General features: G+C 71.6%; 20 protein-coding genes. 11 read left to right on the forward strand and 9 right to left on the reverse strand.

Going from position 1 to position 17062, the window contains the following annotated elements:
- Positions 1-12 precede the first annotated feature (12 nt).
- Both JGS22_RS06420 and JGS22_RS06425 read right to left on the reverse strand, forming a co-directional pair.
- A complete protein-coding gene (locus JGS22_RS06420) occupies positions 13-843 on the reverse strand; it encodes an MBL fold metallo-hydrolase (protein WP_211042214.1) in 831 nt (276 codons plus the stop codon).
- Positions 840-1745 (reverse strand): NUDIX hydrolase, encoded by a 906-nt coding sequence (locus JGS22_RS06425; protein WP_216814865.1) that lies wholly within the window; start codon positions 1743-1745, stop codon positions 840-842. Before JGS22_RS06425 ends, JGS22_RS06420 begins: the two co-directional genes overlap by 4 nt.
- A 117-nt stretch (positions 1746-1862) precedes the next feature.
- Between JGS22_RS06425 and JGS22_RS06430 the strand changes: the two genes are divergently transcribed.
- Positions 1863-3572, forward strand: a complete 1710-nt coding sequence (locus tag JGS22_RS06430; RefSeq protein WP_216814866.1) for an MFS transporter — start codon at positions 1863-1865, stop codon at positions 3570-3572.
- Here JGS22_RS06430 and JGS22_RS06435 read toward each other — a convergent pair.
- Positions 3544-4077 (reverse strand): TetR/AcrR family transcriptional regulator, encoded by a 534-nt coding sequence (locus tag JGS22_RS06435; protein WP_211040688.1) that lies wholly within the window; start codon positions 4075-4077, stop codon positions 3544-3546. The genes JGS22_RS06430 and JGS22_RS06435 overlap by 29 nt on opposite strands.
- 135 nt (positions 4078-4212) lie before the next feature.
- Between JGS22_RS06435 and JGS22_RS06440 the strand changes: the two genes are divergently transcribed.
- The 5 genes from JGS22_RS06440 (at position 4213) to JGS22_RS06460 (ending at position 7802) form a co-directional block, all read left to right on the forward strand.
- Positions 4213-4380, forward strand: a complete 168-nt coding sequence (locus tag JGS22_RS06440) for a hypothetical protein (protein WP_211040687.1) — start codon at positions 4213-4215, stop codon at positions 4378-4380.
- A 357-nt stretch (positions 4381-4737) separates the two neighbouring features.
- Positions 4738-6129, forward strand: coding sequence for an NADP-dependent succinic semialdehyde dehydrogenase (locus tag JGS22_RS06445; protein WP_211040686.1), 1392 nt, complete (start codon positions 4738-4740; stop codon positions 6127-6129).
- Between the two features lie 190 nt (positions 6130-6319).
- Complete coding sequence (locus tag JGS22_RS06450; RefSeq protein WP_211040685.1) at positions 6320-6640, forward strand: LysR family transcriptional regulator; 321 nt, start codon at positions 6320-6322, stop codon at positions 6638-6640.
- 124 nt (positions 6641-6764) lie between these two features.
- Entirely contained in the window at positions 6765-6983 is a 219-nt protein-coding gene (locus JGS22_RS06455) for an MbtH family protein (RefSeq protein WP_211040684.1), read from the forward strand.
- 42 nt (positions 6984-7025) lie between these two features.
- Positions 7026-7802 carry a thioesterase II family protein gene (locus JGS22_RS06460; RefSeq protein ID WP_211040683.1) on the forward strand — a complete coding sequence of 259 codons (777 nt, stop codon included), beginning with the start codon at positions 7026-7028 and terminating at the stop codon, positions 7800-7802.
- Positions 7803-8185: 383 nt separating this feature from the next.
- Here JGS22_RS06460 and JGS22_RS06465 read toward each other — a convergent pair whose 3' ends face one another.
- The 3 genes from JGS22_RS06465 to JGS22_RS27000 form a co-directional block, all read right to left on the reverse strand.
- Positions 8186-9184 carry a hypothetical protein gene (locus tag JGS22_RS06465; protein ID WP_211040682.1) on the reverse strand — a complete coding sequence of 333 codons (999 nt, stop codon included), beginning with the start codon at positions 9182-9184 and terminating at the stop codon, positions 8186-8188.
- A gap of 190 nt (positions 9185-9374) precedes the next feature.
- Positions 9375-10427: a beta-ketoacyl synthase N-terminal-like domain-containing protein gene (locus JGS22_RS06470; protein WP_211040681.1), complete on the reverse strand. Its 1053-nt coding sequence runs from the start codon at positions 10425-10427 to the stop codon at positions 9375-9377.
- A complete protein-coding gene (locus tag JGS22_RS27000; RefSeq protein ID WP_211040680.1) occupies positions 10424-11686 on the reverse strand; it encodes a beta-ketoacyl synthase N-terminal-like domain-containing protein in 1263 nt (420 codons plus the stop codon). Before JGS22_RS27000 ends, JGS22_RS06470 begins: the two co-directional genes overlap by 4 nt.
- A 251-nt stretch (positions 11687-11937) precedes the next feature.
- Here JGS22_RS27000 and JGS22_RS06480 point away from each other — a divergent pair, with 251 nt between their 5' ends.
- The 5 genes from JGS22_RS06480 to JGS22_RS06500 are packed head-to-tail and all read left to right on the forward strand — an operon-like array spanning position 11938 to position 14393.
- A complete protein-coding gene (locus JGS22_RS06480) occupies positions 11938-12192 on the forward strand; it encodes an acyl carrier protein (protein WP_211040679.1) in 255 nt (84 codons plus the stop codon).
- On the forward strand, positions 12189-12566 hold the full coding sequence (locus JGS22_RS06485) for a DsrE family protein (RefSeq protein WP_211040678.1): 378 nt from the start codon (positions 12189-12191) through the stop codon (positions 12564-12566). The genes JGS22_RS06480 and JGS22_RS06485 overlap by 4 nt, the downstream gene beginning before the upstream one ends.
- A complete protein-coding gene (locus JGS22_RS06490) occupies positions 12566-12979 on the forward strand; it encodes a hypothetical protein (protein WP_211040677.1) in 414 nt (137 codons plus the stop codon). The genes JGS22_RS06485 and JGS22_RS06490 overlap by 1 nt, the downstream gene beginning before the upstream one ends.
- Positions 12979-13395, forward strand: a complete 417-nt coding sequence (locus JGS22_RS06495; RefSeq protein WP_211040676.1) for a hypothetical protein — start codon at positions 12979-12981, stop codon at positions 13393-13395. The genes JGS22_RS06490 and JGS22_RS06495 overlap by 1 nt, the downstream gene beginning before the upstream one ends.
- Positions 13392-14393 (forward strand): ApeI family dehydratase, encoded by a 1002-nt coding sequence (locus JGS22_RS06500; protein ID WP_211040675.1) that lies wholly within the window; start codon positions 13392-13394, stop codon positions 14391-14393. Before JGS22_RS06495 ends, JGS22_RS06500 begins: the two co-directional genes overlap by 4 nt.
- A gap of 255 nt (positions 14394-14648) precedes the next feature.
- On the opposite strand, the gene JGS22_RS06505 is transcribed toward JGS22_RS06500, so the two are convergent.
- From JGS22_RS06505 to JGS22_RS06515, 3 genes are all read right to left on the reverse strand, one after another.
- Positions 14649-15446: a hypothetical protein gene (locus JGS22_RS06505; RefSeq protein WP_211040674.1), complete on the reverse strand. Its 798-nt coding sequence runs from the start codon at positions 15444-15446 to the stop codon at positions 14649-14651.
- A 139-nt stretch (positions 15447-15585) separates the two neighbouring features.
- A complete protein-coding gene (locus tag JGS22_RS06510; RefSeq protein ID WP_211040673.1) occupies positions 15586-15783 on the reverse strand; it encodes a ferredoxin in 198 nt (65 codons plus the stop codon).
- Between the two features lie 5 nt (positions 15784-15788).
- Positions 15789-17012 carry a cytochrome P450 gene (locus JGS22_RS06515; RefSeq protein ID WP_211040672.1) on the reverse strand — a complete coding sequence of 408 codons (1224 nt, stop codon included), beginning with the start codon at positions 17010-17012 and terminating at the stop codon, positions 15789-15791.
- Positions 17013-17062 lie beyond the last annotated feature (50 nt).

The raw sequence follows: 17062 nt of genomic DNA on the forward strand, positions 1-17062 counted from the left end.
CGAGTGGGCGGCCTAGATCAGGCCGTGCTCGGTGAGGTAGTCGAGCTGGGCGCGCACCGAGAGTTCGGCGGCCGGCCACAGGGCGGGGTCCACGTCGGCGTAGACGTGTGCGACGACCTCGGCCGCGGTGCGGTGGCCCGACTCCACTGCCGTCTCCACCTGCGCCAACCGGTTGGCCCGGTGCACGAGGTAGTAGTCGATGACGCCGAGCGCGTCGTCCAGCACCGGTCCATGGCCCGGCAGCACCGTCTTCAGGCCTTCTCCGACGACGAGTTCGCGCAGCCCCCGCAGCGAGTCCAGGTAGTCGCCGAGCCGCCCGTCGGGGTGGGCGACGATGCTGGTCCCGCGCCCGAGCACGGTGTCGCCGCTGAACAGCACGCCGTCGGCGGGCAGGACGAAGGAGACGGAGTCCTGGGTGTGGCCGGGAGTGGGGACGACGTCCAGAGCGAGCCCGCCGACGGTGACCACGTCGCCGGCGGAGAGGCCGCCCACGCCGCCGATCCGGTGTGCCGGGTCGTGGGCGCGGACCGGGGCCCCGGTGAGCTCGGCGAAGCGGGCCAGCCCGTCGGAGTGGTCGCCGTGGCCGTGCGAGAGCAGCGTGAGCGAGATGCGCAGCCCCATGGACTCGGCGGTGGCGACGACGTTGCGCAGATGCTCCTCGTCCTGCGGGCCGGGGTCGATGACGACCGCCTCCGTGGAACCCGGCTCGCTGACGATCCAGGTGTTGGTGCCGTCCAGGGTCATGTGGCCCGGGTTGGCGGCGAGGACGCAGACGGCCCGCTCGGTGATCCGGCCCGCGGTGACGGCCTCGCGCGGCCGGCCGGGAAGTGCGGCGTTCGTCATACGGCGTAGATCCTCTTCTCGAATTCCTCGTGTCCCGGCCAGCTCAGCACGATCTCCCCGCCGTCCAGGCGCGCCCGGGCGAGCACCGGCGTGAGGTCGCGCCCGGCTGCGACGGCGGTGGCGTCGGAGGCGGAGGAGAGCCGGGCGGCGGCCAGCTCGCGCAGCGTGGTGACGGTCGGCGGCATCATCAGCAGCTCACCGCGGTCGTAGCCGGCGACGGCGTCGGCGGGGCTGGTCCACAGCGTGCGGTCGGCCTCGGTCGAGGCGTTGCGGGTGCGCTGCCCGGCCGGGAGTGCCGCGGTGAAGAACCAGGTGTCGTACCGGCGTTCCTCGAACTCGGGGGTGATCCAGCGCGCCCAGGCACCCAGCAGGTCGCTGCGGAGCACCAGTCCGCGCGCGGCCAGGAAGTCGGCGAAGGAGAGCTCGCGGCTGACCAGCGCGCCGCGGTCGGCCTCCCAGTCGTCGCCGGTGACGTCCTCGACGACGGTCTGCGGATCGCGCCCCGCGAGCAGGACGCCGGACTCCTCGAAGGTCTCCCGGACCGCCGCGCAGACGGTCGCCTGCGCCCGGGCGGCGTCGACGCCCAGGCGCTCCGCCCACTGTGCACGGGAGGGGCCCGCCCATTGGACCTCCGCCTCGTCGCGCACGTCGACCGCGCCGCCGGGGTAGGCGTACGCGCCGGCGGCGAAGGCCATGGTCGTACGGCGGCGCAGCAGATAGACGTCCGGGCCGGCGGGCTCGGCGGGGGCTGGGGCCGCGTGCCCGGAGGCGGGCGGGGGCGGGTCGCGCAGGAGCATCACGGTGGCCGCCCGGCGCGGGGTGACGGGAGTGAGCTCGCCCCTGCTGAGCGCCCTGATCCGGTCGGGCCATTCGGGCGGGTACCACTGGCCGTTCTTCGACATGGCCGGATCGTACGGCGCGGTGGGCGGATGTTCGAGGGGCGCATTTCCGCCGCCGGCCCGCTAGAGTGAAACTGTACCGTCTGGACGGTGCAGTATCGATCGAACACGGAGGCCCTCATGCCTGTCGAAACAGCGGTCCCGGCGCCGCTGTCCCCCCGCCGCCGCTGGGGGGCGCTGGTCGCCCTGGTGCTGCCGGTGCTGCTGATCAGCATCGACATGACGATCCTGGGCTTCGCGGTGCCCACCCTGAGCACCGAACTGGAGCCCACCGGCAGCCAGTTGCTGTGGATGGTGGACGTCTACTCCTTCCTGCTAGCCGGCCTGTTGGTGCTGATGGGCACCCTCGGTGACCGGATCGGGCGGAGGAAGCTGCTGCTGCTCGGCGCCTTCGCCTTCGGCGGCGCCTCGGTACTGGCGGCGTACGCGACCAGCGCCGAGATGCTCATCGCGGCGCGGGCGCTGCTCGGCGTGGGCGGCGCAACGCTGATGCCCTCGACGCTCTCGCTGATCCGCAACGTCTTCGCCGACCGGGGCGAGCGCCGTACCGCCATCGCCGTCTGGGCCGCAGCGTTCGCCGCCGGCGCAGGCCTCGGGCCGGTCCTGGGCGGGGTGCTGCTGGAGCACTTCTGGTGGGGCTCCATCTTCCTGATCAACGTGCCGATCATGCTGTTGCTGCTGGTGCTCGGCCCGGTGCTGCTGCCGGAGTCGCGCGACCCGGCCCCGGGCCGCTTCGACCCGCTCAGCGCGGTGCTCGCTCTGGCCGGGATGCTCTCGTTCGTCTACGGCGTGAAGAAGATCGGCGAGACGGGAGCGACGGGCGCCGCCGGGCTCTGGCTGCTCGCCGGCCTTGGCGTGGGTGCGCTGTTCGTACGGCGCCAGCGCAGGTCGGCGGCGCCGATGATCGACGTCGGCCTCTTCGCGCACCGCCGGTTCAGCGTCTCGGTCGCCACCAATCTGCTGGCCGTCTTCGCCCTGGTCGGGCTGATGTTCTTCTTCCCCCAGTACCTCCAGATGGTGCACGGAATCCGGCCCGTCGAGGCGGGGCTGTGGCTGCTGCCCGCAGCCGTCGCGGCCGTCGCGGGAGCGCTCGCGGCTGCACGACTCGCCGGCCGGGCGCCGCTGTCGCACCTCATAGGCAGCGGCCTGCTGCTGGCGGCGCTGGGCTACGGCGTGGTGCTCGGATTCACCACCGGGAGCGCACTGTGGCTGGTGGTGCTGAGCGCCGGACTGGTCGGCGCGGGCGTGGGCCTCGCCGAGACCCTCACCAACGACGCGATCATCGCCGCCGCGCCGCCCGAGCAGGCCGGAGCGGCGTCGGCGATCTCCGAGACCGCGTACGAACTCGGCGGCGCGCTGGGCGTCGCCGTGCTGGGCAGCGTGGCCTCCTCGGTGTACCGGGAGGAGCTGTCCGCGGCGCTGCCCGCCGGGCTGCCGGAGCAGGCTGCCTCGGCGGCCGGCGAGACCCTGGGCGGCGCGCTCGCGGTGGCCGAGCGGCTGCCGCCTCAGCCGGCGCAGGAGGTGCTGTCGGCGGCGCGGGAGGCGTTCGTCAGTGGGATGCACGTCGCGGCGGTGATCGCGCTATTGCTGGCGCTCTGCGCAGCGGTGCAGGCGGCCGTACTGCTGCGGGGCATGCGCCCGGACGACGACCCCGAGGGCGCACCCGCGGACGCTCCCGCGGCGGACGCCGGCGACGCGGCAGGCGCGGGGTACGCCGGAGACGTGGGCGGCGCCGGGGACGGGGACGCCGGAGACGTGGGCGGCGCCGGGGACGGGGACGAGGTCGGGGCGGGGCCGGTGGTCAACCGGCGGGCGGACGGAGCCTGTTGAGCAGTTCGGGCAGCGCGCCCAGCAGCGGCGACTCGTCGACGTCCAGCACCGCGTGCAGGTAGAGGCCGTCGCCGAGGACGGTGAGCAGGCGGGCGGTCGGCTCGTCGCCGGTCTCCTCGGCGAGGAGCGTCCGCCACGCCTGGGTGGTCCGCGCGAGGGTGGCCCGTGCCGAGGGCTCGTGGACGGCGAGCTGGATCACCGCCATCAGGGTGCGGTGCGGCGGTCCTTCCTCCGTCACGTCGGTGAAGGAGGTCCGCAAGTAGTAGCCGACGACGTCGTTTTCGGAGGCGCGTGCCTGCCGGATGTCGTGTTCGTTGCGCTCCTCCAGCCGGTCCAGCAGGGCGTCGCGCAGGGCGTCCTTCGAGGGGAAGTGGTAGAGGAGGCCGCCCTTGGACACCCCGGCCTGCCGCGCGACCGCCTCCAGAGTGACGGCTGCGGGCCCCGCTGCCCGCAGCTGCTCCTCGTAGGCGTCCAGAACGAGTTCGCGGGATGAAGGACGAGGCATGACAGCAGACCTTACCGGCCCGCTCGGGCCGGAGCGGGCGGGTGAGTACGGGTGCCGGGTAGCCGGTCGGGGGCAGCCGCGCGACAGTGGAGGGGTGCGCGGAAAGGTCGCGCGCCGGAGGTCGCGGGAGGCAACATGTCCAGACGCCACCAGGAGCACAGCCGGTTCGCGGAGCAGCAGCGGCAGAAGAACCTCGCCGTCGAGCAGCGGGCGGAGCACCAGGCCCGCGACATGCACTCGATGGCCGCCAAGGGGCGGGGCAAGACGGCGAGGGCGACCGCCAGGCGGCAGGGCCGCGACTGAGCCGTCGCGTCGTACGCACGCCGGCAGCCACGTGCAGACGGGCACACGACGGGCGATGCGGACGACGCAGGCCTCGGCACACGCGCAGGCACGCGGGCCTCGGACACCGCAACACGCAGGCAGGCACCCACGCGAGCCCCGGACTGCGTCGTACGGCGGGCCGGCCCCGCGCGACCGCCCCAACCGGCGGGCGGCTGCGGCCGGTTGGCAGCCCCGACGCCGTCGGGGCGCCGTCGGCGCAGCGGCGTCCGCGGCACGGGGTGCTGCCGTGTTGCGCATACGGCCGCGGCGCGGGACGGTCAGGGGTGAGGGGGAGCCACGGCGTACGCAAACGGGGGCCGAGGGAGGAGCACCACCATGCCCATCGCCACCGTGAACCCGTCCACGGGCGAGACAGTGCGCACGTTCGACGCCTTCGACACCGACCGGATCGAGGAGTGCCTGGCCACTGCCGCGGACGCCTACCGCAGCCACCGGCTGACCGAGTTCACCACTCGCAGCCGACTGCTGCACAGCGCCGCCGATCTGCTGGAGTCCGAGGTCGAGGACGTTGCCCGCACGATGACCACCGAGATGGGCAAGCCGATCAACGCGGCCCGCGCGGAGGCGAAGAAGTGCGTCAAGGCGATGCGCTGGTACGCCGACCACGCCGCGGAGGCGCTGGCCGACGAGCACCCCGCGGCGGCGGACGTCAAGGACTCGGGTGCGGCACGGGCGATCGTGCGGTACCGGCCGATCGGTCCGATCCTCGCGGTGATGCCGTGGAACTTCCCGCTGTGGCAGGTGGTGCGCTTCGCGGCCCCCGCCCTGATGGCCGGCAACGTGGGCCTGCTCAAGCACGCCTCCAATGTGCCGCAGACCGCGCTCTACCTCGACGACCTCTTCCGTCGCGCGGGCTATCCGCGGGGCTGTTTCCAGACGCTGCTGATCGGTTCGGGTGCGGTGGAGTCCGTGCTGCGGGACCGGCGGGTGGCCGCCGCGACGCTCACCGGAAGCGAGCCGGCGGGCCGTTCGGTCGCCTCGATCGCGGGTGACGAGATCAAGAAGACGGTCCTCGAACTCGGCGGCAGCGACCCGTACATCGTGATGCCGTCCGCCGATGTCGTCCGCGCGGCGGAGGTCGCCGTCACGGCGCGCACCCAGAACAACGGGCAGTCCTGCATCGCCGCCAAGCGCTTCCTGGTGCACGACGAGGTGTACGACGAGTTCGCCGAGCGCTTCACCGCCGGTATGGCGGCGCTGGTGGTGGGCGACCCGCAGCAGGAAGGGACCCAGGTTGGTCCGCTGGTCAGCGAGCAGGGGCGGGCGGATCTGGAGGAGTTGGTCGAGGACGCGGTGCGGCTGGGCGCGCGCACGCTGTGCGGCGGCAAGCGGCCGGAGGGCTTCGAGCGGGGCTGGTACTACGAGCCGACGGTGCTCGCCTCCATCACCGGCCGGATGCGGATCGACCAGGAGGAGACCTTCGGCCCGGTGGCCACGCTCTACCGGGTCGGCGATCTGGAGGAGGCCATCGATCTCGCCAACTCCACGCCCTTCGGGCTGAGTTCCAACGCCTGGACGCGCGACGAGGTGGAGGTCGAGCGCTTCGAGCGCGATCTGGAGGCCGGCGGGGTCTTCATCAACGGGATGACCGCCTCCCACCCCGGGCTGCCCTTCGGCGGGGCCAAGCGCTCGGGGTACGGGCGCGAGCTCGCCGGGCACGGCATCCGCGAGTTCTGCAATCCCACGACGGTCTGGCACAGCGCCTGAGGCTCCCCGACCTCCTGGCCGCGCGAGGCGCACTTTCGGCCGCGGCTGCGGTGTCCACCGGGCCGCGGCTGTGGCGTGCAGCTTCCTGAAAGCAGTGGGGAGAACAGAGGTTCGGCGTCTGTAGGGTTCGTGATATCGGCGGTTTGTGATCGAGTTTTCGCCTTGGTACGGGCCATACGCGGGGGGCAGGATGCACGAGCGCGAGTTCCGAGCATTTGTTTCGATTGCGGAAGCCGGGCGAATGGATGTCGCGGCGCGGCAACTGGGCTACTCCCAGCCGGCGATCACCTATCAGATCAAATGCCTCGAACGCTCGCTCGGCTACAAGCTTTTCGCCAGACATCCCAGTGGTGCGCGGTTGACCGGCGACGGCCAAATGATTCTGCCGTCGGTGCGCGCCGTACTGATGCTGATCGACAACATTCGCGACCCCCACGGCACGCGTTCCGAACAGGACGCGGAGGCCAAGGGGGAAGCCGATCTGCCGATAGTGCGGCAGGACACCGCCTAGGCCGCCGGCCAGACCGCCGACCGGGGCCGCGTACGCGCACGCCCCGCCCCGGTCGCCCTCGACTCCCGTCCGCCGCGTGCGGCCGGGTCACCGCAGACGGACGCCACACACCTGGAGACAAGAGATGAGCACCAACCCGTTCGAGGACAACGACGCCCAGTACTACGTACTCGTCAACGAGGAGGGCCAGCACTCGCTGTGGCCCGTCTTCGCCGAGGTGCCCGCCGGCTGGACCGTCGCCCACGGCGAGGACAGCAAGCAGGCCTGCCTGGACTACGTCGACGAGAACTGGACCGACATGCGCCCGCTGAGCCTCGTGCGGCAGATGGAGAACTCCCAGTAGGACCACACAGGTTCAGCAGGGACGTACGTCGGAAGGACGATCATGCAGACGGATTCCACCGCGGCGGTGCAACGGCCGCTTCCCCGACCGAACGCCGACCGGGTGCTGGTCTGCCTCAGCTACTGCGGAGGCGGCACCGCTCCCTTCCGGCGGTGGGCGGAAGTCCTGCCGCCGGACGTGGAGTTGGCGCTGATCTGCTACCCGGGCCGGGAGGCGCGCTTCGGTGTGCCGTTCGCGACCGACTGGGTGGCGCTGCGCGACGACGTGGTGCGCGCGGTGCGCGGTATCTCCGGCCGCCCGTACACCCTCTTCGGACACAGCATGGGTTCGTGGATGGCGTTCGAGACGGTCGCGCAGCTGGAGCGGCTCGGCGTCGCCCCGCCCTCGGCGCTTGTCGTCTCGGGCGGCGTGGCACCGCAGAACCGCCACGAGGTGCGCACCAACGTCCCGCACACCAGCCAGGGCGATGCGGCCCTGGTGCGGTGGATGCGCGAGTTCGGGCAGATGAGCTCGGTCGTGGCCAACGAGCCGGAGCTGGTGAAGCTCGCGGTGGAGCTGCTCCGCGCCGACCTCCAGGTGTCGGAGTCGTACCGGTACGTCGAGGGCACCCGGATCTCGGTGCCGACACGGGTGCTCTACGGCGTCGAGGACAGTGCCGACTTCGCGGATCTGGAGCGGAACTGGGCGGCGCTGACCGACGGGCCTTTCCAGGCCGAGGAGCTGCCCGGCGGGCACTTCTACACGCCTGAACTCTGGGCGCGCCTGCCGGAGTTGTGCACGGTGCCGAACCCGGACACGACCTCCTGCGCGGCACGCTGACGGTCCGCCCGGACCGACAGCGGCCCGCAGCGGCGCTCCCGAGGCACACGGACCACGCAGCACAGGTACGCAGCACAGTCAGGCAGAACGGACACGAGCGTCCGGACGGTGGCTCCCGGTGAGGAGCGGCCGGCCGGGCGCTCTTCCTCGTTCCGCCGGACGACGCACAACTCCGGCCCACCGCGGCCGGATCAGTCCTCCGGTCGCTCGGCCCGTGCAGCCGTGGAGCCGGCTCGGCGCGTTCAGCGTGTGCAGCCCGTAAGGCCGGCCGTACGGCACGGGCCGGCGGCGGCACGTACACCGACACGGGCCGAGGGCCGCGCGTACACATCCGGTACGCGCGGCCCTCGGCCCGTGTCGGTGTGGTGGGTGAGCGGCGGGCGTCAGCCGACGCTGCTGTCGTGCGGTCGGCTTCCGCGGGTGCTCCCGGCCTCGGGGCCGAACTCCCCGGCCGTCGGCGTCCCGGTCCCGTGCGGATCGGCTCCGGCCCGGTCCGCGTCGACGCGGACGGCCGCCGGGCCGTCCGGAGCGGGGGCGGGGGCGGGGCCGTCGACACTCATCGCGCGACGGCGGTCGTGCAGCACCATCAGGATGACGATGCCCATCAACACACCGAGTACGGCGCCGAGTTCGCGGGTGGTGGCGGCGACGATCGGTTCCTCGGGGGCGGGCTGCTGCATGTCGGTGAGAGTGAGCAGGTTGTAAACGCTGTAGGCGAAGAGCATCCCGGAGGAGATCCAGGCGGCGCCCATCGGCGGCAGGAAGCGGCGGGAGCCGCGGCAGGTGGTCAGCACGACGAGTCCCCACGCTCCGGCGAGCGCCCACACACCGGTGCTCAGGGTCAGCAGATGCCACCAGACGTCGCGGCCGTCGAGCCGGTCCGGGTCGATGCCGAGCGTGCCGCCGGCGGCCCAGTAGATCTTGACGACGCCGAGCAGGACGCAGCCGACGGCCAGCAACTTGGCGATGATCGCCTGGAGCGCGCGTGAACTCCCGTGCGGCTCCCCGCAGTCCAGCGGTCCGCCGAGCGCCTCGGGCCAGCGCGCCCTGGCATAGCCGAGCAGCGCGAGGGGCAGGCCGATACCGGCTCCGACGAGCGAGATCATCACCAGGATCTGCTCGTAGATCCAGAAGTCGGGGGCGCCCGCTTCCTTGTCCTTGCTCATCGCGGCGGGGCCGAGGACCGGCGCCAGCAGGAGCATCGGGACCAGCAGGCCCGTACCCACCCACACCGGCAGGGCGACCAGCCAGGCGGGGAGCTTGTTGCCCCAGGGGCGGGAGAAGGCCATCGCCAGGGTGATCCCGACGGCGGCGAGCACCGCGGTCGCGGCGTTGATGGCGCGCCAGTCGGCGCCGGCCATCTCCTCCGTCGGAACGAACAACCCGAAAGCCCAAAGAATTTTGATGAACAGGTACGGAGCTACCGCGATAGCCGCCGCATTGCCCGAAATTCTGCGAATTCTCGTCAAACGATCGACCGGCTGCCCCGGGTTGGCTGTCATGTGCATCATGCTATCCAGGCCGAAGTGGGTGGGTCAAAGTCGTCGTTGAACATCAGAAGTTGCTCACTGTTTAGTGGAATTCCGGACGGGACGCATTGCCGAGTGCTATCGCGGTGAGCCGGCCCGATCCGGAGACGGAGACAACCAGCGCGGATTCCCCCGACTTGGCGAGTGTCACCAGCTCCAGCAGGCCGGAGACCGCGCAGTGCCGCGCCTCCTGCACCTCCGTGTGCCGGTCGCGCACGTCGCTGCCCGGAGTGTCGAGCGCGTCGCCGACGGCCTCCCGGACGGCGACCGCGAACTCGTGTGCGGAGGCAGGCGCGCTGACGACCAGTCGGGGGCGGGTCGTCGACTCCGAACCCTCGACTCCCGCGGCCAGCGCGGCGATTCGACGGGCGCCGAGGGCGAGGGCGACCGGGTTCCACCGGCCGTCCGCGTCGACCGGGACGAAACGGGAGACTCCGCCGGTGATCTCGGCCAACGCCAACGCGCCCTCGCACGAGCCGCCGGCCGAACCGCCCACCGGCCCGCCCGCAGAGTCCGTCGAGTCCGCAGAGTCCGTCGAGTCCGCCGTGAGCAGTACCGCGGCTGCCGCGTCGTGTCCCAGGCCCTCGACTCCGGGCGGCGCCTGGTCCGTTGCCGCGGCGACGACCCGGTCGGCGCGACCGGTGCGCAGCGCGGTGGCGGCGAGGTGCACGGCCTCCAGCCCGGCGGTCACCGGGTTGGTCACGGTGACCGAGAAGGCGCGGGCGCCTGCGCTGATGGCCAGCTGACTCGCCGGGGTGTTCATCGAGAACGCCGGCACCTCGGCCGGGCTGATGCCGCGTACGCCCTCGGTGCGCAGGGTGTCGTACATCCGCCGGTGGACCCCGGCGATCGCGTACTCGGTGCCGGCGACGACTCCGAAGCACTCGGAGGCGGCTCCGGTGAGCGCCTCGTCGCTGTGACGGCGGCCGATCGCCTCGTTGCCCGCCGCGAGCAGATAGCGGGTGGCCGGGCTGAAGTACTTCCAACCGCGCCGGCCCAGATGGGGCACCGGGTCGAACCAGGCGTCGTCCGCTCCGTCGCCGGCGGGCCGCGGCTCCTGCGCCACCGCCCCCACTCCGGTGATCAGCACCCTCACTCGGCAGCCCTCCACAGCAGTACGGCGTTGTTGCCGCCGAAGCCGGTGCCGCTCACCAGAACGGACGGCCGGGCGAGTGGTACCGGGTTGCCGACCGGGACCGCGAGCGGGCAGTCGGGATCGACGTTCTCGACATGGGCGTTGGGCGGGACGAGTCCGTGGCGCAGGATCAGCGCGGCGATGGCGCAGCCGAAGACTCCGGCGGCGCCCGCCGTGTGGCCCATGACCGCCTTGGGCGCCGAACCGACGACCTCTGCCGGTGCGATCAGCACCGACAGCGCCTCGCCGACGGCGTCGGCCTCCACCGTGTCGTTGCCCGCCACTCCCGCGCGGTGCAGTACGACGGCGCCGGGCGCCTCCGGAACGTCGGCGAGCACATCGGCGACCGAACGACGCAGCTGTTCGCCGGTGGGTTCGGGGGCCATGGGGTGGTGTGCGTCGCAACTCCAGGCGTGTGCGGCGAGTTCGGCGTGCGCGGTAGCGCCGCGACGGCGGGCGGACTCGGCCGATTCGAGCACCATCGCCACCGCGCCCTCGCCGGTGACCATGCCCGCCCGCGCGGTGTCGAAGGGACGGCAGTGCTCGCTGTCGACGAGTTCGAAGCGCTCCAGGGTGCCGACCGCGACCCGGGAGAAGGCGTCGCCGCCGCAGACGAGGACCAGGTCCGCCTGCCCGGTCTCGATCAGTTCGGCGCCCCAGCTCACCGCGTACGCACCGGCCGAACAGGCCGTGGACAGCGTGTGGTTGGGGCCGCCGATGCCGAATCGGGCGGCGATGACGGAGGCGACGTGGTGTGTGGCGAGCCCGCGCTCGTCCTCCCCGGCCTGCCCTGCCGCGGAGTCGCTGCCCCGGGGCCCGCTGCCCGCGGACGCGGCTGCCGCGGTTGCGCTGTCCGCCGGCTCCGCCAGATCGATGTCGCCGAGCGAAGTGCCCACCGACAGGCCGGCGTCGGCGAGTTGCTCGTGGGTGAGCCCGGCCTCGCCGACCGCTTCGGCGACGGCGGCGGCGATCAGCGCGCTGGTGCGCCCTCCGGGGGCATGCGAGGAGACGCCGTGGGTGGCGTCCTGGGGCGCGGAGCCGGACGGGTCGTCCGGGGAACGGGTCTCGGGGCCCGCGTAGAAGTTCGGGCGGAAGGACAGACCGCAGTCGTCCGGCGCGGGCACCGGCAGCTGGTCCGCGCGCAGAAGTCCGTCCCACAGAGCGGTGGTTCCGCTGCCGAAGCAGCTCACCGACCCCATCCCAGTGACCACGACCGTCACCGACGCACCTCGCTTCCGGGTAGCGCTGCGGCAGCGCTGCACAAAAATTGCCGACGCTACTCAGCGTGCATTCGGAAAGAGGTGGTGACCACGAGATTGCAAGTACCTGCAGCAACCAGGATCAGCGCTTCTGTGCTTTTCGCCCACTGTCCTACTGTGGGCCCCGATCACTGTGGTACATCTCATTCCCCGGAAATACTCCGCGGGAACCACACTGAATCACATTATTGGCCCGAGGAAAGGGAATTCCGGTGAGCGTCGAAACCACTTTGGACGAGGCGGAACTTCGGAATCTCGTTGCGGACACGCTCGATGTCGAGACTGCGGCGCTGACCGATGACGTACTGCTCATCGAGGAGCTCGGCGTCGACTCCGTCGTGGCGCTCGAGCTCGCGGTCACGCTGGAGAACCGGTACGACATCAAGATTCCCGAGACCGACCTGGTGGCGGTCCGCAAGTTCCCCGACATCGTCGCGCTGCTGAACCGGAAGCTGCAGGGTCAGTGACAGCGCAGACGGCGAACGCCCGCAGCGAGCGGGACTCTCCCGCCGGCCCCGGTTCCTACCTGCTCATCGAGAGCAAGGGGAACTGGGCGGGCCCGACCGCAGGTGCCTTCCTCCGCGATGCCGTGGTGCTCGCGGAGGCGGGCCACCGGGTACGGGTCTTCCTCGTCGAGGACGGGGTCTTCAGCGCGGTGGGCAACGAGGTCGCCGAGATCGAGCGGCTGGCCGAGCTCGGCGCCGAGATCCTGGTCGACGACTTCTCCGCGGCGCAGCGCGCACTCGGCGCCACCACGCTCTCGCCGCACGCCTCGCTCGTCGGCATGGACGTGATCGCCGCGGCGCTGTCCGAGGACGACTGCCGGGGAGTGTGGCACTGATGGCGGGCACGATGGAACGCCGCATGTGGGACCTGCTGTTGATCCTCACCACCGCACCGCACTCCAGCGATGTCGTCACCTCCGCGCTGCGCCTCTCCCAGGCCGTGCTCGACCGGGGCGGCTCGGTGCGGGTGTGGGCCTGCGGCTACGCGACGATGATGACGCAGGACACCTTCGGCGACACCAAGCTGCCGAACACCCGCGACCCCGAGGGGTACTACCCCTCGCCCTCGGCCGTCGTCCAACGGATGATCACCGACGGCGAGGGCCGTTTCGGCTGGATCAGCTGTACGGCGTGCACCGAGGAGCGCGGTTCCACGCACCACATTCCGCAGGTGCGGCACAGGTCGCCGCTGCGGCTGGCGACGACCGTCACCTCCGCGAAGCAGACCCTTTACCTCGGGGGAGCCTGATGACCACCACCAAGGGCCGCGGAGCACGCGGCCCCCGTGTGCTGTGCGTGCTCGACCGCGGCTACCGCGGCGCGGTCGAGGCGCAGTTCTTCCACGCCCTGTACGGACTGCTGGATCTGCACGAGCAGTTCGAGCAGATCGACGTGGCGCTGCGCGGGGCCGCGGTGACGATGGCCGTCGAGGAGGACGAGTACCGCCCCGAGGTGCGGCTGGGCACGATGGTGCTGGACACGCTGCCCGACTACCGGGGTTCGGTGCGGGACCTGGTCGAGGAGGGCTTCGCGGTCTACGTGGACCGCTCCGACGTCACCGCCCTCGGCTTCGATCCCGACCGCCTGGTCGACGGTACGACCTGCCTGCCCTCCGCCGAACTGTCGCTGCGCTGGCCCGAGTACGACGAGGTGTGGTTCGTGTGACCGGGCCGCTGCTCGCCCCGGGCGGATCGGTCGGGACACGGCCGACCGGGCCGCGCGGTTACGCGAGCCCGCTGCGCGCGGTCGACCGCCTCGAGGTGCTCGCCCGCGAGCCGCATCCGCGTTTCGTGCTGTACAAGACGGTCGACCCCGAAGACCCGTACATGGCCGGGCACTTCCCCGGTCTGACGCTGCTGCCGGCCGTCTTCGTCCTCGAAGGGCTGCGGCAGGCGATGACGGCGCTGCTCGGCGTCGAGGAGCCGCTGAACCTCGTCGAGGTGCGGTCCGCGCGCTGGCTCGCCCCGATGCAGGGCGGCGACGAGGTGCGGCTCGACGTCGCGGCGGAGCCCCTGGCGGACGGGCTGTGGCAGTTGAAGGCGGACGGGGTGCGGCAGGACGGCACCCCGGTGGCCGCGGTGAAGGTCGTACTCGGTGACCGCACCGCCGCGCCCGCCGGCGACTGGCCCGCACCCCGTGCCCACGGCGCGCACGGCGGCGAGGCCGGCCGGTTCGCCGACGGGGTCGAGGGCCCGGACTACGCCCGGATCCTGGAACTCCTGCCGGTGCGCCACCCGATGCTGCTGGTGGACCGGGTGGAGGCGCTGGAACCCGGGCGGCGCATCGTCGTCGCCAAGGCGATCTCCGGTTCGGAACCCTGTTACCAGGGGCTCGACGACGGGCTGCCGCTGTCGCGGTACATGTTCCCCAGGGCGTTGATGCTGGAGTCCTTCGGGCAGTCCTCGGTGCTGCTGTGGCTGTGTTCCGACGCCTCGGAGGGCGTACTGGTGGCGGCGGCGTTCCGCGACTGCCGCTTCCACGGCGAGGTGCGGCCCGGAGCGGTGCTGCGGCACGAGGTGTGGATCGAGCGGCTGATGGCCGACAACGTCTTCGTCTCGGGCCGGACCTGGGACGGCGACCGCTGTGTGATGACGGTCGGCAGCCTCATCGGCTCCGCACGGCCCCGCACCCAGGTCGACCGTACGGCCGTCCCCGACACCTGACGCCCGACGCAGGACGCCCGACGCCTGACACCTGACGCAGGACGCCCGACGCCTGACACCTGACACAGGACGCCTGACGCCTGACGCCTGACGCCCGACGCCTGACGGACGCCTGCACCTGACGCCCGAGGCACCACCGAACGGCAGCGCACGGCGGAACGCACGACCGGGCGCGGCACGCACCGCAGGGCCTGTCCACGACCGAGGTCTCCCCCGGTCGCGTACAGGCCCTGCGGTGCTTCGGCACTGCCCCGGCTACGAGCCGACGGGCGCCTTGATCGCGTCGTTCACCGCGTCGGCGACCCGCTTGTCGCGCAGGATGTCGCTGTGCGCGACGGCGATGTCGACGGTGACGGCGGCCTGTGCGGCGCCCTCGGTCGGGTGCTCGGAGTTCACGGCGGTCGCGGTGGACCAGGCGGCGGCCGGGTCGATCTGCCGGGCGGCGTTCAGATAGGCGACGAAGGACCGGAAGACGGCGACGAACTCGTCGAGCATCTCGGTGTCCAGTTCCTCGCGGGCGAAGGCGACGCCGGCCTTCTCCTGGAAGATCCGCACGAGTTCGTCACCGTAGGCGGCGAACTCCGCGAAGCGCGCCTGCGCCTCCTCGCCCTCGCGGTGCGCCGCCGCCACCTCGTCAGCGGAGAGCACCGCGGCGAACTGGTTCATCATCGCGACGAAGTCCCGGTAGAGGCTGGCGTGCGTCGGCACCTCGGGGTCGAACATCACGAAGACCGGTGCGCTGCCCTGGCGTTCGGCGATCCGGGCGGCCAACTCGCCGGCGTGGACGCTGCCCGCGCAGTAGCCGAGCACCGCGCGCACCGTGCGTCCGCTCGCGGCGATCCCGTCGGCCCACAGCCCGAGGAAGTCCTCGGCCGAACCCGCACTCGCGCCGTCCGGCTGCCGGGTCTCCCACAGCGCCAGTCCGTGGCCGAGGTTCGGGGCGAGGTCGGAGAAGCTCGAGTCGGAGCGGCCGGTGGTGGCGAAGTCGACGCCGAGTACGACCTCGCCCCCCTGGCCCTCGTTCAGCACTTTCCATCCGTTGAGCTTTGTCATCTGTCAGCTGTCCAGTCAGGTCCGCGGTGGATGTGGAAGTGGGGGTGGCAGCGGGGAGCCGGGGCTCCGCCGCAAAGGCCGTGGGTCCGACGCCCACACGGGAGGGACGTCAGACCCACGGCTGAGGTGGACGGCGGCCTCAGCCGTCCGTGATCCGGATCGCCTTCGAGGGGCAGATGTCCTCGGCGAGACGGCGTGCGTCGGAGGAGTTGTCCAGAGTGGGTGAGCTGTCGAGCAGCACGACCATTCCGTCGTCGTCCTGGTCGAAGATGGTGGGTGCGTTCAGCGCGCACAGCCCGGCGCCGATGCAGCGGTCGCGGTCAGCGTGGATCTTCATGCGGTTCACCACCCGACCGTGAGCTTGTGGATCGGCGGCAGACCGTCGATCAGCTCGATCGGCTCGCTGCTCTCGACCATGTGAAGGTTCGGGTAGCGGGTGATCAGGCTCTTCAGGCACAGCTCCAGCATCAGCCGGGCGACGTGCTGGCCCAGGCACTGGTGGATGCCGTAGCCGAAGGCGAGGTGGTCCCGCGCGTCCCGGTGGATGTCGAAGGTGTCCGGGCTGCTGTACTGCTGCGGGTCGCGGTCGGCCAGCCCCTTGAGGAGCAGGATGCCCTCGCCCTCCTTGATGGTGACACCGTCGATCTCGACGTCGGCGAGCGCGACGCGGGCGATGATCTCGTCCACCAGGCTGAAGTACCGCAGGATCTCGTCGACCGTCTTCGGCATGAGGCCCTCGGGGTCCTCACGCAGCGCGGCGAGCTGCTCGGGGTGGTCCAGGAGCGCCTGGGTGCCGAGCGCGATGCGGTTGACGATGAACTCGTAGCCGGCGAGCAGCAGCATCTTCGTCATCAGAGTCAGACCGTGGTGGTCGAACTCCTCGGACTTGGTTGCCCGGGTGATGAAGTTGCCGAGCATGTCGTCGGTCGGGTTGTCCTGCTTCTCGGTGACGAGGGTGGCGAAGTACTTCATCAACTCGTCGTTGGCCGCCAGCTTCTCGTCCATCGTGTACGAGTGCCGGGTGCCCACCATGATCGCGGCGTTCTTGGTGAAGATGTCCCGCTCGGCCTCCGGGATGCCCGCCAGCTCGCAGATGACCTGGGCCGGCAGCGGCAGCGCCAGCGCCTGGACCAGGTCGACCGGGCTGCCCTGCTCCTGCATGCGGTCCAGGTAGACGTCGATGAGCTCCTGGACCCTGGGCCCGAGCTTCTTGGCGGCCCGGATGGTGAAGTCCGGCAGTGCCATGCCGCGGATGCGGGTGTGCCGGGGCGCGTCCATGGTCACCAGGAGGTTCTTGGCGTCCCTGGCGATCATGTCCAGCAGTTCCTGCGGAGCCGGGAACCGGATCGGGAACGTGGGGTGCGGCTCCACGCTGAACCGGTCGTCGGCCAGCAGCTGCTGGATCTGCTCGTGCTGCGCGACGAGCCACGCCTTGCTGCCCGACGGCATTTCGACCTGCGTCAACGGTCGGCCTTCCGGCAGCTGCTCGTATTCCGGCAGCAGCGGGTTGGGCCAACCGTGAGGGGCGACGGGGCAGGTCGCCACCTTCTCCACGGTGTCAGTCATGGCGTTACCCCTTTGTCAGTAATCGATGTTTGCGCTGCGGCAGATGCTAG

Origin of the sequence: Streptomyces tardus (assembly GCF_018101125.2) — a bacterium.
Classification (GTDB): Bacteria; Actinomycetota; Actinomycetes; order Streptomycetales; family Streptomycetaceae; genus Streptomyces; species Streptomyces tardus.

What these genes read in the sequence shown, in the direction of transcription:
- JGS22_RS06460 (WP_211040683.1), top strand. Translation starts at nt 7,026, where the DNA reads ATGCAGACGGATTCCACCGCGGCGGTGCAACGGCCGCTTCCCCGACCG.
- JGS22_RS06510 (WP_211040673.1), bottom strand. Translation starts at nt 15,783, where the DNA reads ATGAAGATCCACGCTGACCGCGACCGCTGCATCGGCGCCGGGCTGTGC.
- JGS22_RS06455 (WP_211040684.1), top strand. Translation starts at nt 6,765, where the DNA reads ATGAGCACCAACCCGTTCGAGGACAACGACGCCCAGTACTACGTACTC.
- JGS22_RS06505 (WP_211040674.1), bottom strand. Translation starts at nt 15,446, where the DNA reads ATGACAAAGCTCAACGGATGGAAAGTGCTGAACGAGGGCCAGGGGGGC.
- JGS22_RS06490 (WP_211040677.1), top strand. Translation starts at nt 12,566, where the DNA reads ATGGCGGGCACGATGGAACGCCGCATGTGGGACCTGCTGTTGATCCTC.
- JGS22_RS06440 (WP_211040687.1), top strand. Translation starts at nt 4,213, where the DNA reads ATGTCCAGACGCCACCAGGAGCACAGCCGGTTCGCGGAGCAGCAGCGG.
- JGS22_RS06450 (WP_211040685.1), top strand. Translation starts at nt 6,320, where the DNA reads ATGCACGAGCGCGAGTTCCGAGCATTTGTTTCGATTGCGGAAGCCGGG.
- JGS22_RS06430 (WP_216814866.1), top strand. Translation starts at nt 1,863, where the DNA reads ATGCCTGTCGAAACAGCGGTCCCGGCGCCGCTGTCCCCCCGCCGCCGC.
- JGS22_RS06515 (WP_211040672.1), bottom strand. Translation starts at nt 17,012, where the DNA reads ATGACTGACACCGTGGAGAAGGTGGCGACCTGCCCCGTCGCCCCTCAC.
- JGS22_RS06425 (WP_216814865.1), bottom strand. Translation starts at nt 1,745, where the DNA reads ATGTCGAAGAACGGCCAGTGGTACCCGCCCGAATGGCCCGACCGGATC.
- JGS22_RS06420 (WP_211042214.1), bottom strand. Translation starts at nt 843, where the DNA reads ATGACGAACGCCGCACTTCCCGGCCGGCCGCGCGAGGCCGTCACCGCG.
- JGS22_RS06445 (WP_211040686.1), top strand. Translation starts at nt 4,738, where the DNA reads ATGCCCATCGCCACCGTGAACCCGTCCACGGGCGAGACAGTGCGCACG.
- JGS22_RS06435 (WP_211040688.1), bottom strand. Translation starts at nt 4,077, where the DNA reads ATGCCTCGTCCTTCATCCCGCGAACTCGTTCTGGACGCCTACGAGGAG.
- JGS22_RS06495 (WP_211040676.1), top strand. Translation starts at nt 12,979, where the DNA reads ATGACCACCACCAAGGGCCGCGGAGCACGCGGCCCCCGTGTGCTGTGC.